This window comes from Bacteroides xylanisolvens XB1A (assembly GCF_000210075.1).
Lineage (GTDB): Bacteria > Bacteroidota > Bacteroidia > Bacteroidales > Bacteroidaceae > Bacteroides > Bacteroides xylanisolvens.
This window is the reverse complement of record NC_021017.1, coordinates 4,435,047-4,452,036: the sequence shown is the minus strand read 5'-3', so window position 1 is coordinate 4,452,036 and position 16,990 is coordinate 4,435,047. Positions and strand designations below refer to the sequence as shown.

14 protein-coding genes, 1 other RNA gene and 1 pseudogene are annotated in these 16,990 nt (G+C 41.5%); 4 read left to right on the top strand and 12 right to left on the bottom strand.

Annotation, left to right across the window (positions count from 1 at the left end):
* A partial coding sequence (locus tag BXY_RS16990; protein ID WP_208946833.1) for a C1 family peptidase occupies positions 1-783 on the top strand: 783 nt, incomplete at its 5' end.
* A gap of 161 nt (positions 784-944) precedes the next feature.
* On the opposite strand, the pseudogene BXY_RS16985 reads toward BXY_RS16990, so the two are convergent.
* The 3 genes and pseudogenes from BXY_RS16985 to dinB form a co-directional block, all read right to left on the bottom strand.
* Positions 945-1,645: pseudogene (locus BXY_RS16985) on the bottom strand (DUF4627 domain-containing protein).
* A gap of 58 nt (positions 1,646-1,703) precedes the next feature.
* Complete coding sequence (locus BXY_RS16980) at positions 1,704-3,638, bottom strand: heparinase II/III domain-containing protein (protein ID WP_134993442.1); 1,935 nt, start codon at positions 3,636-3,638, stop codon at positions 1,704-1,706.
* A gap of 477 nt (positions 3,639-4,115) precedes the next feature.
* Entirely contained in the window at positions 4,116-5,207 is a 1,092-nt protein-coding gene (gene dinB / locus BXY_RS16975; protein WP_004301910.1) for a DNA polymerase IV, read from the bottom strand.
* 216 nt (positions 5,208-5,423) lie between these two features.
* Between dinB and BXY_RS16970 the strand changes: the two genes are divergently transcribed.
* Both BXY_RS16970 and BXY_RS16965 read left to right on the top strand, forming a co-directional pair.
* Positions 5,424-6,851 (top strand): DUF4419 domain-containing protein, encoded by a 1,428-nt coding sequence (locus tag BXY_RS16970; protein WP_134993441.1) that lies wholly within the window; start codon positions 5,424-5,426, stop codon positions 6,849-6,851.
* Between the two features lie 147 nt (positions 6,852-6,998).
* Positions 6,999-8,291, top strand: coding sequence for a PDDEXK nuclease domain-containing protein (locus BXY_RS16965; protein ID WP_015532501.1), 1,293 nt, complete (start codon positions 6,999-7,001; stop codon positions 8,289-8,291).
* A gap of 198 nt (positions 8,292-8,489) precedes the next feature.
* Here the strand turns inward: BXY_RS16965 and ssrA are convergent.
* Positions 8,490-8,886, bottom strand: a transfer-messenger RNA (tmRNA) gene (gene ssrA, locus BXY_RS16960).
* A gap of 183 nt (positions 8,887-9,069) precedes the next feature.
* Between ssrA and BXY_RS16955 the strand changes: the two genes are divergently transcribed.
* Positions 9,070-10,251: a lactonase family protein gene (locus BXY_RS16955; RefSeq protein ID WP_032851254.1), complete on the top strand. Its 1,182-nt coding sequence runs from the start codon at positions 9,070-9,072 to the stop codon at positions 10,249-10,251.
* Between the two features lie 43 nt (positions 10,252-10,294).
* Here BXY_RS16955 and BXY_RS16950 read toward each other — a convergent pair whose 3' ends face one another.
* The 8 genes from BXY_RS16950 to BXY_RS16915 all read right to left on the bottom strand — a co-directional run bounded on the left by BXY_RS16950 (position 10,295) and on the right by BXY_RS16915 (position 16,910).
* Positions 10,295-10,936, bottom strand: a complete 642-nt coding sequence (locus BXY_RS16950) for a M23 family metallopeptidase (protein WP_009039721.1) — start codon at positions 10,934-10,936, stop codon at positions 10,295-10,297.
* Positions 10,937-10,964: 28 nt separating this feature from the next.
* The gene (locus BXY_RS16945; RefSeq protein ID WP_009039720.1) at positions 10,965-11,630 is read right to left on the bottom strand and encodes a B3/B4 domain-containing protein; all 666 of its coding nucleotides are present in this window, start codon (positions 11,628-11,630) and stop codon (positions 10,965-10,967) included.
* A 50-nt stretch (positions 11,631-11,680) separates the two neighbouring features.
* Entirely contained in the window at positions 11,681-12,493 is an 813-nt protein-coding gene (gene pgeF / locus BXY_RS16940; protein ID WP_009039719.1) for a peptidoglycan editing factor PgeF, read from the bottom strand.
* A complete protein-coding gene (gene obgE / locus BXY_RS16935) occupies positions 12,490-13,653 on the bottom strand; it encodes a GTPase ObgE (protein ID WP_008021004.1) in 1,164 nt (387 codons plus the stop codon). Before obgE ends, pgeF begins: the two co-directional genes overlap by 4 nt.
* A gap of 89 nt (positions 13,654-13,742) precedes the next feature.
* Positions 13,743-14,312, bottom strand: a complete 570-nt coding sequence (locus tag BXY_RS16930) for an adenylate kinase (protein ID WP_004301902.1) — start codon at positions 14,310-14,312, stop codon at positions 13,743-13,745.
* 59 nt (positions 14,313-14,371) lie between these two features.
* Positions 14,372-14,908 carry a hypoxanthine phosphoribosyltransferase gene (hpt, locus tag BXY_RS16925; RefSeq protein WP_004308350.1) on the bottom strand — a complete coding sequence of 179 codons (537 nt, stop codon included), beginning with the start codon at positions 14,906-14,908 and terminating at the stop codon, positions 14,372-14,374.
* 40 nt (positions 14,909-14,948) lie between these two features.
* Positions 14,949-16,493 (bottom strand): peptide MFS transporter, encoded by a 1,545-nt coding sequence (locus tag BXY_RS16920; RefSeq protein WP_004325025.1) that lies wholly within the window; start codon positions 16,491-16,493, stop codon positions 14,949-14,951.
* 192 nt (positions 16,494-16,685) lie between these two features.
* Positions 16,686-16,910 (bottom strand): winged helix-turn-helix domain-containing protein, encoded by a 225-nt coding sequence (locus BXY_RS16915; protein ID WP_004301899.1) that lies wholly within the window; start codon positions 16,908-16,910, stop codon positions 16,686-16,688.
* Between the last annotated feature and the right edge of the window lie 80 nt (positions 16,911-16,990).

Sequence of the window (16,990 nt, the reverse complement as noted above, 5' to 3'; positions counted from 1 at the left end):
GCATTGTCACGCTACCTCAAAGCATTGGTAGACGCAAATATTGAATCTAAAAAGCGTACTCTGCAATTTGATGCGCTTATTAATAATCTGTTCGATATTTATCTGGGCAAGCTTCCCGAAAAATTCACTTATAAAGGAAAAGAATATACTCCTCAATCTTTCACAGAAAGTCTGGGATTGAATATGGATGATTACGTTGAGTTGACTAGTTTCACTCACAAGCCTTATTATGAGACATTCTCGCCTGAAGTTCCCGACAACTGGGAAAACCAACCGATGTATAATCTTCCGTTGGACGAACTGATCGGGGCTATCGACTATGCACTGAACAAAGGATATACCGTATGTTGGGACGGTGACGTAAGCGAACAGGGTTTCTCTTTCAAGAACGGAATCGCCATTAACCCGCAAGTGGAGGATGTGAAAGATTACTCGACTACCGACCGTGCCCGTTTTGAGAAAATGCCAAAATATCAACGAATGGACGAAGTGTTCAAGTTTGAACATCCTTATCCGGAAATCAACGTAACACCGGAAATCCGTCAGGATGGTTACGAGAAGTTTGTGACAACTGACGACCACCTGATGCACATCACCGGCATTGTGAAAGATCAGAATGGTACTAAATATTATATCACCAAGAATTCCTGGGGAGCGGATAGCAACAAATCCGGAGGTTATCTGAATATGTCTGAAAGCTATGTACGTGCTAAAACAATCTGTGTGATGGTACACAAAGATTCTCTGCCTAAGGAACTGAAGAAGAAACTCGGTATTCAATAAATCGCATGAAATCACTCCCGAAAGGAGATTGACTGTTTCATACATTTATTTAATCGGAACTCTCCATTATATTCATATTAACAAAAGAAATAGGGCAACGAAGTATCACTACTTCACTGCCCTATTTTTTTGTTAACCTACTATATTAAATCCTTTGCTCTTTATTTCTTTTTCAATGTCACGTCGCTGATTTCTACAACACCGCCTTTGTTCTGGGAAAGAATAGCCACATAACAATCTTTCAGAATAGCAGCATCATCGTCTGTATCAGACACTTCCAAGTTAGCATTTGCTTTCTTACTGCTAATAGCATTTACCACTTGTCCCATATCATAATAAACCACTACTTTAGTCCATTTACCGGCCTCTTTAATTTTAAAATTGTATTGTGCACCCGAAGCATTCGGTTGAGCATCCGCGTCATAGTCTCTACGCATGAAGAAAGTAGTATTGTACTTACCATTATCATTCTTTTCCTCATTGGTCTGTTTGATGTATACACTGACCGGAGTTCCTGCTTCTTTAGCTTTTGCATAGAAAGTAAGAACATAGATACCTTTGTCCAAACCATCGGTAATACGTTGTCCCAGGAAAGCTTTATACCAAGAGAGATTCTTTTCAGCACCGGAGTTATCCAATTTCATTGCATTCGGATATTTGGCATCTCCTGTTTCTTCCCAGGCAATAGTAGTTACTCCGTCAGCTTCATTATTCATGATAAACCACTCTCCTGCGGTAGCTTTGTTGGCATTAGTCACTTTAGTCTTCACTTCAGTGGCGAATTTTTCGTTTTTATCAGGTTCTGCGCACTTACGCTTACTCCTGCAAGGACCAAAAGGCCGGCAAATAATACTTTTTTCATCTTACTGTGATTTAATTGTTTATACTTTGTTTTTCTAGCTTTAAAAATCTATTTCATCCTACTTCACTTGTTGAATAACAAATCCATATTTACCAGTCACTTTCTTTTCTTCAGTCTTTAGTGTGATGCGGTAAATCTCCTTGCCCCATACGTTAGACAGGCGCGGATCATCCAGTTTGATTGTTTCCAGTTCGGCCTTAAACTGTGATGGATAGTTCATTTCCACCTTTTGTCCCTTTACTTCGATGCGGATTTTTCCGGCTGACGGGAAAGTCACATTGCCCCAAGTTAAAAAGTTCATTTGATTAGGAGCAATAGCCTCATCCAACGTATAAATATCACCAATAATGAGTTTTTTATCATCAAGAGCATAAGAGCGAACCCAGCTTTTCACTTTCGCTTCTGCCGGATAAGCAGTAGCTATATCCGTAGAGAACATCCGTTTCTTCTCATTGCAAACGGTATTGGTAGCTTTATACTCCTGCCCGAATTTCTGCGGTACTCCGTTAATCATCGGCAAGTTATGATAGTTGCTCTGCATGGTCCAGATGGTATAGCGGTCCTTGCCGAACGTCTGTTTGGTATATGTACCTACACCGGCATCAATAATCACAGGAATTGTATTTACGTATAAAGAGAAGGTTCCTACATCGTTGTGGTTATGGCTTTCGTTATTAAATCCGCCTTTAGCGGCAACAAACATACCGTTCTTATTCTTCATATAACAGAATTCCGTTTCGGGATACCAGGTTACATCCGGCATATCATGTTTCGGAGTTGCTTTTGCCAGCTCATTACAGCAAAGTAGAGATTGAAGCGAACGAAAAGCATCGTTGCCCATGGTAGCATACGGTTTTCTTCCTTTCAACAGGTATGCGGCAAAATGCATCATTTCATCGCTGTTTACAGCTTTACCGTACCGATAGATTAACAAAGGATCGCCCCCGCCTTGTGCCGATGCATCAGCAAAATTCACCACCCAGCCATTGCCCACGTATGAGCGGGACATATATTCTCCCATCCGGCGAATCATCGGTTCATTGAACAGAGACAGTTTACCGCCTGTGCCATCAGAGAGTATCTGCAAATAGTCATAAAGCTTTCCGGCGGCATGTCCCCAGTAAGAGGTTCCCTCCTCACAGGCACCATCGGATTTCACAAAGTTGATAAACTTATCGACTGACTGCATGGAGCGATAAACAGCTTTTGCCAACTTATCCTTGTTGTTCTCCATCAGTAAGAAACATTGCAGGGCATTAGAGTTACACCAGGGATTCCAGTTGTTGATGATTTCTCCCGGTTTCCAGTTAAAAGCCATCCACCACATTTCGTCGTCGTTCATATACGGATCGAGAATACGCTCTTTAATTACTTTACGCATTTGCAAAGATACCACAGGATTGATTTTGTCGAATGGTTTGCGGAAGAAATAGTGTACCCAAGCCATTAATGCTCCGTATCCGCCTGAACCGAGGTCGATAATCTGTTCGCGGAAGTCGGGAAGTGAACGTTTACTGCTCTGGCGCGGCAAGTGTGCGGATAGAACCCATGAATTCATTTCACAGCTCATGTATGCTCCGTTCAGTAATTGGTCGATAAAACGTCCTTTCCCTTCGGCCAGTTCGGCGAGCATCAAGGCGTTAAGTGCCTGGCGGTTGGCGTCATAAGGAACTTCCATTATTTTACGGTTACCGCTACGTTCATATTCCAGATAAGCGGTGGCAGGTATCAGTTGCCATTTATAGTCGAGGAGTTTTTCGCCGGCTTCGATGAGGCGTTGCTTATTGGGGCCCATCAAAGAATCCCAGGCGGCACGATCTGTATAAGCAGGATAAGGCACCCATGCTTGTTTCATTACCAACACGTTTTTCAACGTAGTTTCGTCTGCCGCTTTTTGCAGCATATTGCGTTCGGTGTAAGCGTTTGCCTTGAAAGAAAAACTTCCCAAAGCTGCTAGTAAAAGAACACAAAATAAATGTTTCATTCGATTCATGGTATTTTCATTCATTTAAGTATTGCAAAGATAACGTATCTGATAAAAAATGAGGTGAGTAAATCATACGAACCTGATGACAAAAAAGTACATACTTCAAAAATAGTACTTTTAATTGCTATATTTTAGGCTTTTAAGTCATTATAAAAGCAAATTAGGTCATTGTAGAAACAATTTAAGTCACTATAAAAACAATTTAAGTCACACGGAAACCGGGTTTTCATTTCGGAAAAACAAAGATGCAGTTTTAGAAAACAGAGGCTTCCTTTGGAGAAAATAGAGGTTCTATTTATTCCAAACAGAGGCTCTGTTTAGGTCAAATAAAGGCTCTATTTTATTTCAAATAGAGTATCTGTTTTACTTCAGACAAAGTATCTGTTTGGATATTCTATCCTCTTTCTTTTTTCATTCTTTAATTCTCTTCTTTTTCATCCCCTATTCTTTCCTCTTCATTCCTCTATTTCTTCCTCTTCGCCTTCAATCCCAATCGCTAAATTCAAAACTCAACTGTTCCCAAACACCGTGTTGTTCATCGGCTTCCTCTTTTGGATTGGAGACGGAAAGACCGATGAGCCGGATTGGATGTTGCTCAAATTCGACACTTTTAAGCAATTCTTTTGCAAGTGGGAGTACCCGGTCTAAGGTGGTGAGTTCCTGCGATTGAGTAAGGCTTCGGGTTATCTGGCTAAAATCATGAAACTTGATTTTCAGGGTAAGCGTGTTGCCTTTGAAGTCTTTTCGCTGAAGACGTTCAATCAGCTCTACCGCCACATGGTATAGTTCGATAATGACCGATGAACGGGCTGAAATATCACGTTCCAATGTACGTTCGCAGCCAATGGATTTACGGATACGAATTGCTTCGACAGGGCGTTCGTCAATTCCTCGTGAGCACTCATAATACAGTGCGCCGGCTTTCCCGAAATGGGCTGTCAGCATTTCAAGAGAGCATTTCCGTAGTTGAAGTCCATTGTGGATGCCAAGTAAATGCATCTTCTTTGCAGTCACCGGACCCACTCCCCAAAAAGATTCGATAGGAAGACGGGCGATAAAATCAAGGGCCTGTTCCGGATGAATGGTACATAAGCCATCCGGTTTGCGATAGTCCGAAGCTATTTTAGCCAGAAACTTATTATAAGAAACTCCGGCAGACGCAACAAGGTTGAGCTGCTCCCGAATCTTCTGCTTTATTTCCTTTGCTATATCCACAGCCAGGGAAATATCTTTTTTATTTTCTGTGACATCCAGAAAAGCTTCATCCAGAGACAGAGGTTCGATGATATCCGTATATTCGTGGAAAATCTCATGTATCTGACGGGAAACGGATTTATAAACATCCATCCTGCCAGGTACAAAAATGAGTTGGGGACAAAGACGTTTCGCCTTTTGCGAAGCCATGGCGGAACGGACACCGTAACGCCGGGCTTCATAGCTAGCAGCAGCCACAACTCCCCTCTCTTCTGCATGACCTACCGCTAAAGGCTTGCCACGAAGTTCTGGATTATCACGCTGTTCTACAGAGGCATAGAAGGCATCCATGTCGATATGTATAATCTTTCTCTGCGTCATTGTTTAGGATTAGCAGAGCAAACTTACTATAAATTCCCGAATAAATCCTGCTTATCGGTTCAAGAAATAATATGCTTATGATTTTTATAGATATAAGTCAAAAAAACATTCAATATCTTGTCAAAGACAGTTCTTATTATATTATATTTGCATATCGTCTATTCAAAATATAGAGGTAGTTAATAAGTTTGTGCCACCATACAACTCTTTAAGATTATGAAAAACACATTATTTTGCTTATTCATATTTTGCAGTGTTTCCACATTCGCTCAAAATGGAATCACTTTTAAGGTCGAAAAGCTTTCAAAGCCTGAAGAATTACTTCATCTACACTCCCCGAATGAAATTTACGAAAGTCTTATATTATCAGATATGAACATAGAGCCTTATGAGATAAAAAAGAAGAATATCAAGGTTCCTTATCATATCATTGCAAAGAGCGAATCTCCCGACAGTCTCGTTTCTTTTGGTCCTAATTCTTTTTTCAACGGTATGTATCAGGCTTATGCGGATCACAGGCCATTTGTATTGTCCCCGGACATGATTTGGCTATTAATCAGCCAGGGATTTGCACGCCATATCAATGCCAATCAGGAATCTATGAGAAATGAGCTTGTTGATTTCTCCGGCAAACTATCCTTAATTGTCAGAGAAGACAAAAAATTGGAGGACCCTACTCTTTCATGGGAGAAAATCTTTCCGCAATTTACAGAACAAATATCCCAATACGCCGGTAAGCATCTGACCGAACTGCTCACCTGCAATTTTTCAACGACTACCTCTTTAGAGAAAGTTGCTTCCGAAATAACAATCATGGAAGCTGTAAAACCTTACTTTGAGTTTATAATCATACGCATTGTCTGTGGAATACCTGAAATAACTCTCGAAGGAACACCGGAGGACTGGGAAAAACTACTGCACAAAGCCAGAGGCTTGAAAGAATACAAACTCGATTGGTGGATTTCAGAACTGGAACCTCTTTTGGAAGAATTTGTCAAAGCATCCAAAGGAGAAGTTAATAAGGACTTTTGGCGCAACATGTTTAAATATCATTCACAGAAACGATACGGAGCCCCAAACATTATTGATGGATGGATCGTGAAGTTTTTCCCTTATGATAAGGAAGGGAAAAGAAATAATCTGAAACAGCTGGAAGGCAAAAATTGTCTCCCTGATGAGATAGTGAAGGTAGATGTAAAGTATCAGGAAGTATATGGCGACGCTATCAAAGAAACTCCATTAGAATTTTGGGCAGGTTTCATTGGATTAGAGCAAAACAGCAAGACTTTTGCTCTGCGACCGCAAATTGGTTGGATGGTCAGGAAGAAAGACGTTAATAAGGAGGGATTAAAAAGTAAATTAAGTGCTGATGCTCAAAAGGATGGTTGGGGAAGCGGCATCAATATCAGAGTAAAAGAATTTCCGGCTGTACTGTTGGAGCTCAAAGAAATAAAAAGGTTGGATATCCAATTTATCAATACAATTGATATACCGGACGAAATATCAAAAATAAAAATCGGATCGTTGAATTTACATGGAAAGATTACTAAAGAAGGGATAGAACGTATCAAAAGATTATTGCCTGACACGGATATAAAAATAAATGGTTCGCGAGGTGGGAGTGCTTCATTTATGACTCCATAATAAAAAGAGGCTATCCAAAAGCCATATACTAAAAAACTTACCCTTGCTACAGTTTTGTAACAGGGGTAAATTCTATTGCCATGAACAAATTCAATCAATTGTGATATTTTAATTACCTTTGCCTTATCATTCAATTAAATAAAAGAAATGGAAAGTTCAAACCATCCCATAGAAAGAAAAGACTTTGAAGCCCTCATTCATGCAATAGGCTTTGAGATAGAACATGCACAAGTGAAATTGATTGTTGCAGCCAATGCACAAATGCTGTTCCACTATTGGAAATTGGGAAACTTCATTCTATACCACCAAAAAAGATTAGGTTGGGGCGGAAAAGTCATAAGTCAGATTTCAAAGGCTATCAAGATGCACTATCCCGAAAAGAAAGGATATTCAGCGAGAAGCCTTACCTATATGTGTCAGTTTGCCCGAACATACCCACTAGAGATATTACAAAGAATGCTTTCTTGTGACAAGGTATTGGGAACGCCAACAATCCCCAATATGCTATCCTTGACTGATGAACTGAACTGTTTACCAATTACGCAAGAACCTCTTGCGCAATTTCAGACAAATATATTTCAATCAAAAGAATTTACGCAAGAGCCTCTTGCGCAAATTCAAAAGATAGACAAGACAATCTCCGCAATGCTGCAAACATCCATTGATGATATTGAAAAGGATTTTGTTTGTTCCCCCATTTCAAAAATAAACTGGACCAGTCATGTGATACTATTGGATAGCTCATTACCCTTAGGAAACAAATATTGGTACATGAAACAGTCCGTTGAAAACGGATGGAGCAGCAACGTATTAAAGATACAGATTGAGACTAATCTGTTCAAACGGCAGATAGAAACACAGAAAGTCAACAACTTTACAAAGACCTTGCCCGCTCCTCAAAGTGACTTAGCCAACTATTTGCTGAAAGACCCGTATATATTCGATGTAGCAGGTACAAAAGAACTGGCAGATGAAAGAGATATTGAAAAACAGCTTGTAGAACACGTCACAAGGTATCTATTGGAAATGGGGAACGGCTTCGCCTTTGTAGCCAAACAGAAACATTTCCAAGTCGGGGATAGCGATTTTTATGCAGACCTTATCCTATACTCCATAAAACTCCACGCCTATATAGTCGTAGAATTAAAGGCTACTCCATTCAAGCCAGAATATGCAGGGCAATTGAATTTCTACATTAACATCGTAGACGACCAGTTGAGAGGTGAAAACGACAACAAGACAATAGGATTGTTGCTCTGCAAAGGCAAGGATGAAGTAGTAGCACAATATGCCTTGACGGGCTATGCACAGCCCATAGGAGTAAGCGACTACCAGCTAAGCAAAGCCATTCCCGAAAATCTGAAATCCGCCTTGCCAAGTATCGAGGAAGTGGAGGAAGAATTATCACAGCTACTCGATAACAAGAAAGACGAAAAGTAATCCGATCAGTCCCGTTTGGACAGTCTTGACATTTAAGCCGTCTGCCACCTATACAACGACCGATTCGACCCGAGCATTGACGAACAGATAAATATCACAGAAAATAGGAATATTAAATAAAACAAAAACACCCCGCTTTACATTATTAGGATGTAAAGCGGGGTGCAAATCTCATAAATGACTTAAAATCAGCATTTATTGTGGACCTGGAGGGAATCGAACCCTCGTCCAAACGAGGAAATCATAAGCTTTCTACATGCTTATCTTTGCCTAAATTTTCGTGCAGGAACAGAACCAAAGCCATCAATTCCTGCCTTATCCTCTAAAGTTTCATCAAAAGTGCGAGGCCGCCTTTGACTATCCCCGATGTAACTGCACCACTGAACCGGAATGCTTCGGAGCAACAGCTTCCGAGTGATGTCTCGTCCTGGCACCTAGTGCCTGGATTAAGCTAATCTACTGTGATTCGATTAAGCAGCAAGAGCGTAATTAGTTTCGCCAGATAAAATTTTGATAACTGATATTTAAGTGGAAATTACCGACCCACTGCATGCTTACCTACCATTTCTGCCCGCTGTCAAATCCAGTCAAGCCCAAATTTTTATTCGTACAGAATAGCGATTGTTTAGAACGCTTTCCAAGAGTGCAAAGATAGGAAATGTTTTCTAATTTACGAGAAGACGTTAGCAAATATTATATCAAAGCACTATCTTTACGGAGCTATTTTATATTTAAGATGAAAAAGTATCATGAAAAATCAACCAATAATAAGCTACTTATGATTAAGACATATCTATCTAAAACATCTATATTCAAAGCATTTGCCGCTGTTTGCATATTCGGAATCAGTATCAGTGGCTGTACTTCTAAAAAAAAGACTCCTATGGAAACAACCGATACAACGGAAAACGAACTAACCATGTTGGTGGGTACTTACACATCAGGAACCAGTAAAGGGATATATAGCTACCGCTTCAACGAAGAAAACGGGACTTCCACTCCCTTAAGTGAAGCGGAAATTGAAAATCCTTCTTATCTTGTTCTATCTGCCGACGGAAAATTCGTCTATGCAGTCAGTGAATTCAATAATACGCAAGCTGCCGCCAATGCATTTGCCTTCAATAAAGAAAAAGGTACTTTGCAACTATTAAATTCACAGCAAACGGGAGGTGAAGATCCCTGCTATATCATCGCCAGTGGAAATAATGTGATAACCGCCAACTACAGTGGCGGCAGCATCTCCGTTTTCCCTATCGCAAAAGATGGCTCGCTCCTACCCACTTCCGATATTATACAATTCAAAGGTACGGGAGTAGACAAGGAACGACAAGAGAAACCGCATCTGCATTGTGTCCGTATCACTCCGGATGGTAAATACTTGTTTGCCAATGACTTGTGTACAGATCAAATACATAAGTTTATCATTAACCCAGCTGCAAATGCAGAGAATAAAGAAGCATTTCTGAAAGAAGGATCGCCTGCTGCCTTTAAAATGAAAGCCGGTTCGGGTCCCCGCCATCTGACTTTCTCGCCAAACGGTCATTACGCCTATCTGATTAATGAGTTATCGGGCACAGTAATCGCTTTTGAATACAAAGACGGAGATTTAAAAGAGATCCAGACAATCGCTGCCGATACGGTAAACGCACAAGGAAGTGCTGACATTCATATCAGCCCGGATGGAAAATTCCTGTATGCCAGCAATCGTTTGAAAGCAGATGGTATTGCCATATTCAATATCCACCCGGATAACGGAATGTTGTCAAAAGCAGGCTACCAACTGACAGGGATTCATCCACGCAATTTCATCATCACGCCTAATGGCAAATACTTGTTGGTTGCTTGCAGAGATAGCAATGTGATACAAGTTTATGAAAGAGATGCAGATACAGGACTATTAACAAATGTACAGCAAGATATTAAAGTAGACAAGCCGGTCTGCATAAAATTTGTGCCATAATTTGTCATAATCTCCCGGCTATTCATCAACTACTGATAGCCCTTTACTTTTTATTTTGAGCAATCCGATTGTCAGGAATTTGAGTCTTCACAACGATTTTACTCCCGTTCTTGGTACACTTGATACATTCTTTCCGCAATGTTCTCTCTTTTAAGTCAAAAATGAGATTCGGATTAAAATGTTGCCCGTTAATACGGGTTTCGAAGTGTACATGTTCGGTAGTGGCACGACCGGTACGTCCTGTCAGCCCGATAGGTTGTCCGGCTTTTACAACATCACCAGTTTTAACCAGATTCTTGAAATTGTGGCTATAAAATGTTTCTAATCCGTTAGCGTGACGGATTACAACGATATTTCCGTAGGCATAATAGGGTTTCGACATACGCACCACTCCATCAAAAGCAGCACGAATCGTATCTTTTGCACAGGTCTTAATGTCTGTTCCCGAATGTCCTCCGCGAGTTCCATAGGCAGAGATTACTTTTCCTCCGGGTAATGGAAAAGCATATTCGTGGTCTTTCAGAGAATCCAAATGCAGATAGATATGATTGCTTTTAGCAAATAATCCGGGAGTAGCTACCCGTACATCAGCCATTTCGCGGGCAGAGAAGGAAGGTTTATCCTGCCCGTCAGCAGTCAGTGGCAATAATAATAAAACTGTCAGTAAGATAAGTATGTTTTTCATGTCTTTTTTCTTAGAGCACTCATTCTAATTATTCGAAGAATACGATTTCGCCTCCATCCGATTCTGTATAGTTTCTTAATAAGGTCTGTATCATTTCAGCAGCTTCTCGCAAACCTTCTTTTCCGTTATAACCGTTGACTATGGCTAGGATATGAGTGGTTCCGAGATCCATTTTCGTACGTTCATGATCGCTTGTCGGGGTTCCGATTCCTCCGAAAGAATCGCGATATACAGGTAATCCTTCGATATTCAATACCCCGCGTCCGATACCTTCAAACGGTTCTCCTGCTTTGCCGATACCGAGTTCAAGGTGCGTACCTTGTATTTTGTCCGCGTCAAAACCACCGATCGAATGTCCCGTACGAAGAGACACTAAATTAATAAGGTCTACCAACGTATCAATCTGATATAAAGGAATTCCACGCATCAGGCGGCGGCGTAGAGCTTCGGCTGACGGACGATAACGTCCGGGGTCTTTGCCACAACGCTTATAAGCCTCACGGGTAGCAAAGATAACGGGTTGATGTTTGATGTCTTCCATCTGTGTTGTGGAAGTCAGTTGCCCGGTAAAAGCGTTAATTTCCTGCCAAAGCCCTTCGCTGTAAGCTGTATTTTTCACTGCAGCATACACGGCGGCTCCGGCAAAAACCGGGCATGCGTCTTTTATTTCTTTAGATACTTTTATTTCAAACATAACTTATCATAAACCAATCATCAGCGTCCTGCAATAACGGACACCAATTATTACTTTCTAATCATTATTCCCGACAATGTACGACCGGAATCTATTCCCAGTCTACGTGCAGAGAAGAATTCATCATGATGAATATAGGTACAGATTCCGGCCACTTCTATCTGTTCTGCAGGCACTCCGAGATTCAGTAATTCAATCCGGTTGGCTTCCCACAAATCAATATGATATTTGCCTGTTTCTTTCTTCTTCATAGAAATAAGAGACATATCGAAGCCGCTTTCTTCAAAAGCATCATACACCTCATCACCTACTTCAAATGATTCGAGCGAAATGCTCGGCCCGATGCAAGCTATCACATCTTCGCCTTGCGTCCCGAACATCTTATTCAAGTGGTCCATCACATGACTGACAATATGCTTCACCGTTCCCTTCCATCCGGCATGAACGGCAGCCACAACGTGTTGTTTTTTGTCGTACAGCAATACAGGAACACAATCCGCTGTCGTGACACAAACGCAATATCCCGGCACATTAGTTATCAAGGCATCCATTCCTCGCAGAAGTAGCCGTCTCATTTCCAATGATTCTTTAAAAAATGATTCATTGATAATCAGACTGGCACAGCCATGATTCTGTTCAGGAATAAATAATTCCTTTATCTGATGATTCATGCACTGAAACAACCAGCTCTGATTGCGATTGACATTCATACATGAGTCGTTGGTATAAGGCGAACAGTTGAAAGAGCCGTAAGCTCCGGTGCTTATACCTTCGTGACGCGTAGTTACAAAATGAGCTACTTCGGGATATGCCTCCAGTGACTTATATCCCTTCAACTCGTTATGTTTTGTAAGTGAAATCATTTTTCTTCCCAATCTTCTTCTTCGTATTCATAATCGATATCATCGTCATCGTCGACATCTTCCTCATATTCATAAACGATGTCTTCATCTTCGCCCATGTCTTTGAGTTCCTGTTGCAGACGGGTCACGTCTTTCGGACGGTGAACGATGTCCTCTATCTTATTGCTTTCCTTGTTCAGTTCTTCCCAAAGGATGTCTTTCAACACCGAGATGCCCAAACCGGAAACAGAAGATATGAATACATGTGGAATGCCTTCCGGCAATGTAGGTTCAATCTCGTCCATCAACTCCTGATCGAGCATATCACTTTTGGTGACAGCCAACACACGTTGCTTGTCCAACATTTCAGGATTGAAGGTACGCAGTTCGTTCAGCAAAACTTCGTATTCTTTACGAATGTCGTCGCTGTCTGCCGGAACCATAAACAGCAGTAATGAATTACGCTCGATATGACGCAAGAAACGCAGTCCCAAACCTTTCCCCTGGCTGGCACCTTCGATAATACCCGGTATGTCCGCCATCACAAAGGATTTTCCACCGTGATAGGAAACGATGCCCAAGTTGGGTTCGAGCGTAGTAAACGGGTAATCGGCAATTTTCGGTTTGGCAGCCGAAATGGAAGAAAGCAAAGTTGACTTTCCCGCATTCGGGAAACCTACCAGACCGACATCGGCAAGCAGTTTCAGCTCCATGATAACGGTCATTTCCTGCATCGGCTCTCCCGGCTGCGCAAAACGCGGAGCCTGACGGGTGGCCGTCTTGAAATGCCAGTTACCCTGACCGCCGCGACCGCCTTTGAGCAAGACCACTTCCTGTCCGTCTTCTGTTACGTCACAAAGATACTCCCCTGTCTCGGCATTATAAACTACCGTTCCGCAGGGTACTTCTATTATTTTATCCGCACCGTCTTTTCCGAAACTACGTCCTTTGCTCCCCGATTCACCATGACCGGCCATTGCATGACGGTCATACTTCAAGTGCAGCAATGTCCAGTAATTACGGTTACCGCGCAAGATGATATGACCTCCTCTTCCACCATCGCCCCCGTCGGGACCTCCGTTAGGACAATATTTCTCGCGCCTCATGTGCGTAGAGCCTCTTCCGCCCTTACCCGAGCGACAGTATATCTTTACGTAATCAACAAAATTCGACTCAGCCATATTTTTTTAAAGAGTTAAAGTAGTCAGTAGTTAGAGCAGTTAATTAGAACACTCCGGCTACTGACTTATTTATTTATAATATTGTATTATTACAATTTATCTACTGCTTCGCAGATTTCAGCGAAGATACCTTCCATAGTACCCAAGCCGTTGATGTGTTGGTATTTCTTTTCGTTCTTGTACCAGTCGATCAGTGGAGCAGTCTGTGAATGATATACATGCAGACGTTTCTTGATTGTTTCTTCGTTATCATCAGCACGACCGGAATCCTTGCCACGTTTAATGAGACGTACCATCAGTTCTTCTTCCGGAACATCCAAGTCAACCATTACAGAAACGTCCTGTCCTCTTTCTGCCAACATTTTCTTTAATGCTTCTGCTTGTGCAATTGTTCTTGGGAAACCGTCGAAAATTACCCCTTTGCTATCTTTGAAGCTGTCGAATACGCTTGCCAGAATATCAATCATTAATTCATCAGGAATCAATTGACCTTGGTCGATATAACCTTTAGCTGTTTTACCCAGTTCTGTGCCATTCTTGATTTCAGCACGCAATACATCTCCTGTCGAGATGTGATTGATTCCATACTTTTCTACGATACGTTCGCTCTGTGTTCCTTTTCCTGAACCCGGAGCACCGAAAATTACGATGTTCAACATTTTGTTATTTACAATTTAACGATTTACTATTTACCATTTAAACTGGTACCTATTTAATATTAATCTACTACTGTATAAATATCGGGATAATTACGTCCGAAACCATCATAATCCAGTCCGTAACCTACGATAAAGTCGTTCGGGATTTCCATCGCTACATATTCAATGTTGAGGTTTACCTTGAGCTTTTCAGGTTTCACCAACAGAGAAGCGATATGAATAGCTTCGGGATTGCGTGTACCTAATGTTTCGAGCAGTCGCTGCATCGTCAGTCCTGTGTCTACGATATCTTCTACGATCACAATGGTACGTCCGGCAATGTCTTCATTCAGGCCGATTACCTCTTTAATCACTCCGGTGGAAGTGATGCCCTGATAAGACGCCAACTTCACAAATGAGATTTCACAAGGGATGGTGATGTGCTTCAGTAAATCAGCAGTAAACATGAACGAACCGTTCAACACACTAAGGAAAAGCGGATTCTTACCTGCCAAATCGCGGTTGATTTCGTTCGCTACGCGAATCACTTCTTTCTGAATTTCTTGTTCCTTAATGGAAACGGTAAACAATTTGTCTTTTATCTGAATGGTATCCATAACCGGTAATTTAAAAATAACCTTGCAAAAATACGATTTTTTATTCTACCCCGTGCATCATCTTCTGTAATTTCTTCGAGAGAAGGAACAGAATCAACGAAGCAACACCGGACATTACGACGAATACCATAAAGAAATCATACATGGTAGCAATCTGATAACCAAAGATTGACTTCACTTTTCCGGCTTCCGGATAGAGTCCGCTCAACATTCCCGCAAATTTATTGGCTGTGGCAGTAGACAGATACCAGATTCCCATCATCAGGGAAGCGAAACGCAGCGGACTCAATTTATTTACCATTGAAAGTCCGATAGGCGACAAAGCTATTTCACCCATGGTATGAATAAAGTAAAGTCCTGTCAGCCAAATCATGCTCACTTTCACTCCGGGAACTGCATCTTTCACTCCGAAACAGATGAAAAGATAACCTAAAGAAAGGAGTAACAGACCAATCGCTTGTTTGGTAGGAGAAGCAGGTTCCATCTTTCGCTTGTTCAGGAACCCCCATACACCCGGCATGATATATGCCAGGACAACTACAAACAGTGGATTGAAGGATTGAAACCATGAAGCCGGCATTTCCCAACCGAATATGTCACGATTCGTCTGTTCGGATGCGAAGAGAGTTAAAGAAGCTCCCGCCTGTTCGTAGGCTGCCCAGAAGAAGATGACAAAGAAGGCTACTATATAGATAACGAAAATACGGCTGCGTTCTATTTTTGTCAATGAACCGTCTAACAGGATCAGAACAGGGAAAACAATGCAGGCGGTAAAAATGCCGATACTCACCCAATCGCCTTCAAATGCATAGTTAAAGAAGGCTATTAAAGCAATGGTAAGAATTGTGATTACAAGGGTATTACGTACTTTGGTACGTTTGTCCATCTTCGGGTGTGAGATATGGTCGGCCTTGTCTTCTTTCTTTTCACGTTTAGCATCGGGGATAATACCAATCGGTTCTCCGGAAGGAGAAAAAAGATATTTATTCTTTTGAGTCTCGAAAAGAACAACGGTGAACAGTGTCATGATTCCGGCTGCAAGAAATCCCCATTTAAAGTCATGCGGATCACCGGTATCACCCAGATAACCACAAATCAAAGGAGCAGCAAAAGAGCCTACATTCACTCCCATATAAAAAATGGTGTATGCAGCATCCAACCGCCTGTCTCCGGGTTCGTAGAGCTGACCTACCAGAGAAGAGACAGTGGGTTTGAAGCAACCATTGCCTAGAATCAGGAAGCCGAGTCCACCATACATCATCCAGTGGGCAAGGTTCGTATTATCTAAAGTGGAGGCACTCATAAACATCAGGAATTGTCCGACTGCCATCATTACCGCTCCCCAAAACACGGAACGACGGATTCCCCAATATTTATCGGCAATGTATCCGCCAATCAACGGGGTTAAATAAACTAGTCCGGTATAGCTGCCGTAGATGGATGCTGCCGCTTCTTTGTCAAACAATAATGCCTGCGTCAGGAAAAGAATAAAGATCGCACGCATACCGTAGTAACTGAAACGTTCTGCCGTGCTTGTCGCGAAAATCAGATAAAGGCCTTTCGGATGCCCTTTCAATGCACTCATGAATTTATGTGTTTAGTAGTTTATGGGGTGCAAAGGTACAGAAAAAGTAGATTAGATGCTTCTCTTATCAAACAGAATAATAGGGGGAATAGTAAAAACGAGCATAAAAATCCTACTGATCCACTTCATTACTTTTTTAGCAGTGTAAATAATAAAGTGGAGATCCATCTTAAATGTAGGTTAGCTACCACCTTAGCCAAAAGTAAATTCGACATTTTCGATACTGGCAAAAAGCATTCCTTCTCTTTTCCTCAAAAAGATTTTGTCTTCTCGGGCCAGCCAACCAATAGCGAGAGCTACGTCTTCAAACGTCAAACTTAATTCACGGCACAAATCGAACATTGAAAGTTCACCTTTTTCATTTAAGATGCGCCATACTTTCCCGGCATTCAAGCCAATTTTTGTCTTTTCCATCATGCAAACTTTAGAAGATTAAACAATCCGTTATTTAGATTTTAATTCATTTTCATTGTGAGCACTGGAAAATGATGTGATGC

What these genes read in the sequence shown, in the direction of transcription:
- BXY_RS16955 (WP_032851254.1), top strand. Translation starts at nt 9,070, where the DNA reads ATGATTAAGACATATCTATCTAAAACATCTATATTCAAAGCATTTGCC.
- hpt (WP_004308350.1), bottom strand. Translation starts at nt 14,908, where the DNA reads ATGGATACCATTCAGATAAAAGACAAATTGTTTACCGTTTCCATTAAG.
- BXY_RS16970 (WP_134993441.1), top strand. Translation starts at nt 5,424, where the DNA reads ATGAAAAACACATTATTTTGCTTATTCATATTTTGCAGTGTTTCCACA.
- BXY_RS16930 (WP_004301902.1), bottom strand. Translation starts at nt 14,312, where the DNA reads ATGTTGAACATCGTAATTTTCGGTGCTCCGGGTTCAGGAAAAGGAACA.
- BXY_RS16920 (WP_004325025.1), bottom strand. Translation starts at nt 16,493, where the DNA reads ATGAGTGCATTGAAAGGGCATCCGAAAGGCCTTTATCTGATTTTCGCG.
- BXY_RS16980 (WP_134993442.1), bottom strand. Translation starts at nt 3,638, where the DNA reads ATGAATCGAATGAAACATTTATTTTGTGTTCTTTTACTAGCAGCTTTG.
- obgE (WP_008021004.1), bottom strand. Translation starts at nt 13,653, where the DNA reads ATGGCTGAGTCGAATTTTGTTGATTACGTAAAGATATACTGTCGCTCG.
- BXY_RS16915 (WP_004301899.1), bottom strand. Translation starts at nt 16,910, where the DNA reads ATGATGGAAAAGACAAAAATTGGCTTGAATGCCGGGAAAGTATGGCGC.
- pgeF (WP_009039719.1), bottom strand. Translation starts at nt 12,493, where the DNA reads ATGATTTCACTTACAAAACATAACGAGTTGAAGGGATATAAGTCACTG.
- BXY_RS16945 (WP_009039720.1), bottom strand. Translation starts at nt 11,630, where the DNA reads ATGTTTGAAATAAAAGTATCTAAAGAAATAAAAGACGCATGCCCGGTT.
- BXY_RS16950 (WP_009039721.1), bottom strand. Translation starts at nt 10,936, where the DNA reads ATGAAAAACATACTTATCTTACTGACAGTTTTATTATTATTGCCACTG.
- dinB (WP_004301910.1), bottom strand. Translation starts at nt 5,207, where the DNA reads ATGACGCAGAGAAAGATTATACATATCGACATGGATGCCTTCTATGCC.
- BXY_RS16965 (WP_015532501.1), top strand. Translation starts at nt 6,999, where the DNA reads ATGGAAAGTTCAAACCATCCCATAGAAAGAAAAGACTTTGAAGCCCTC.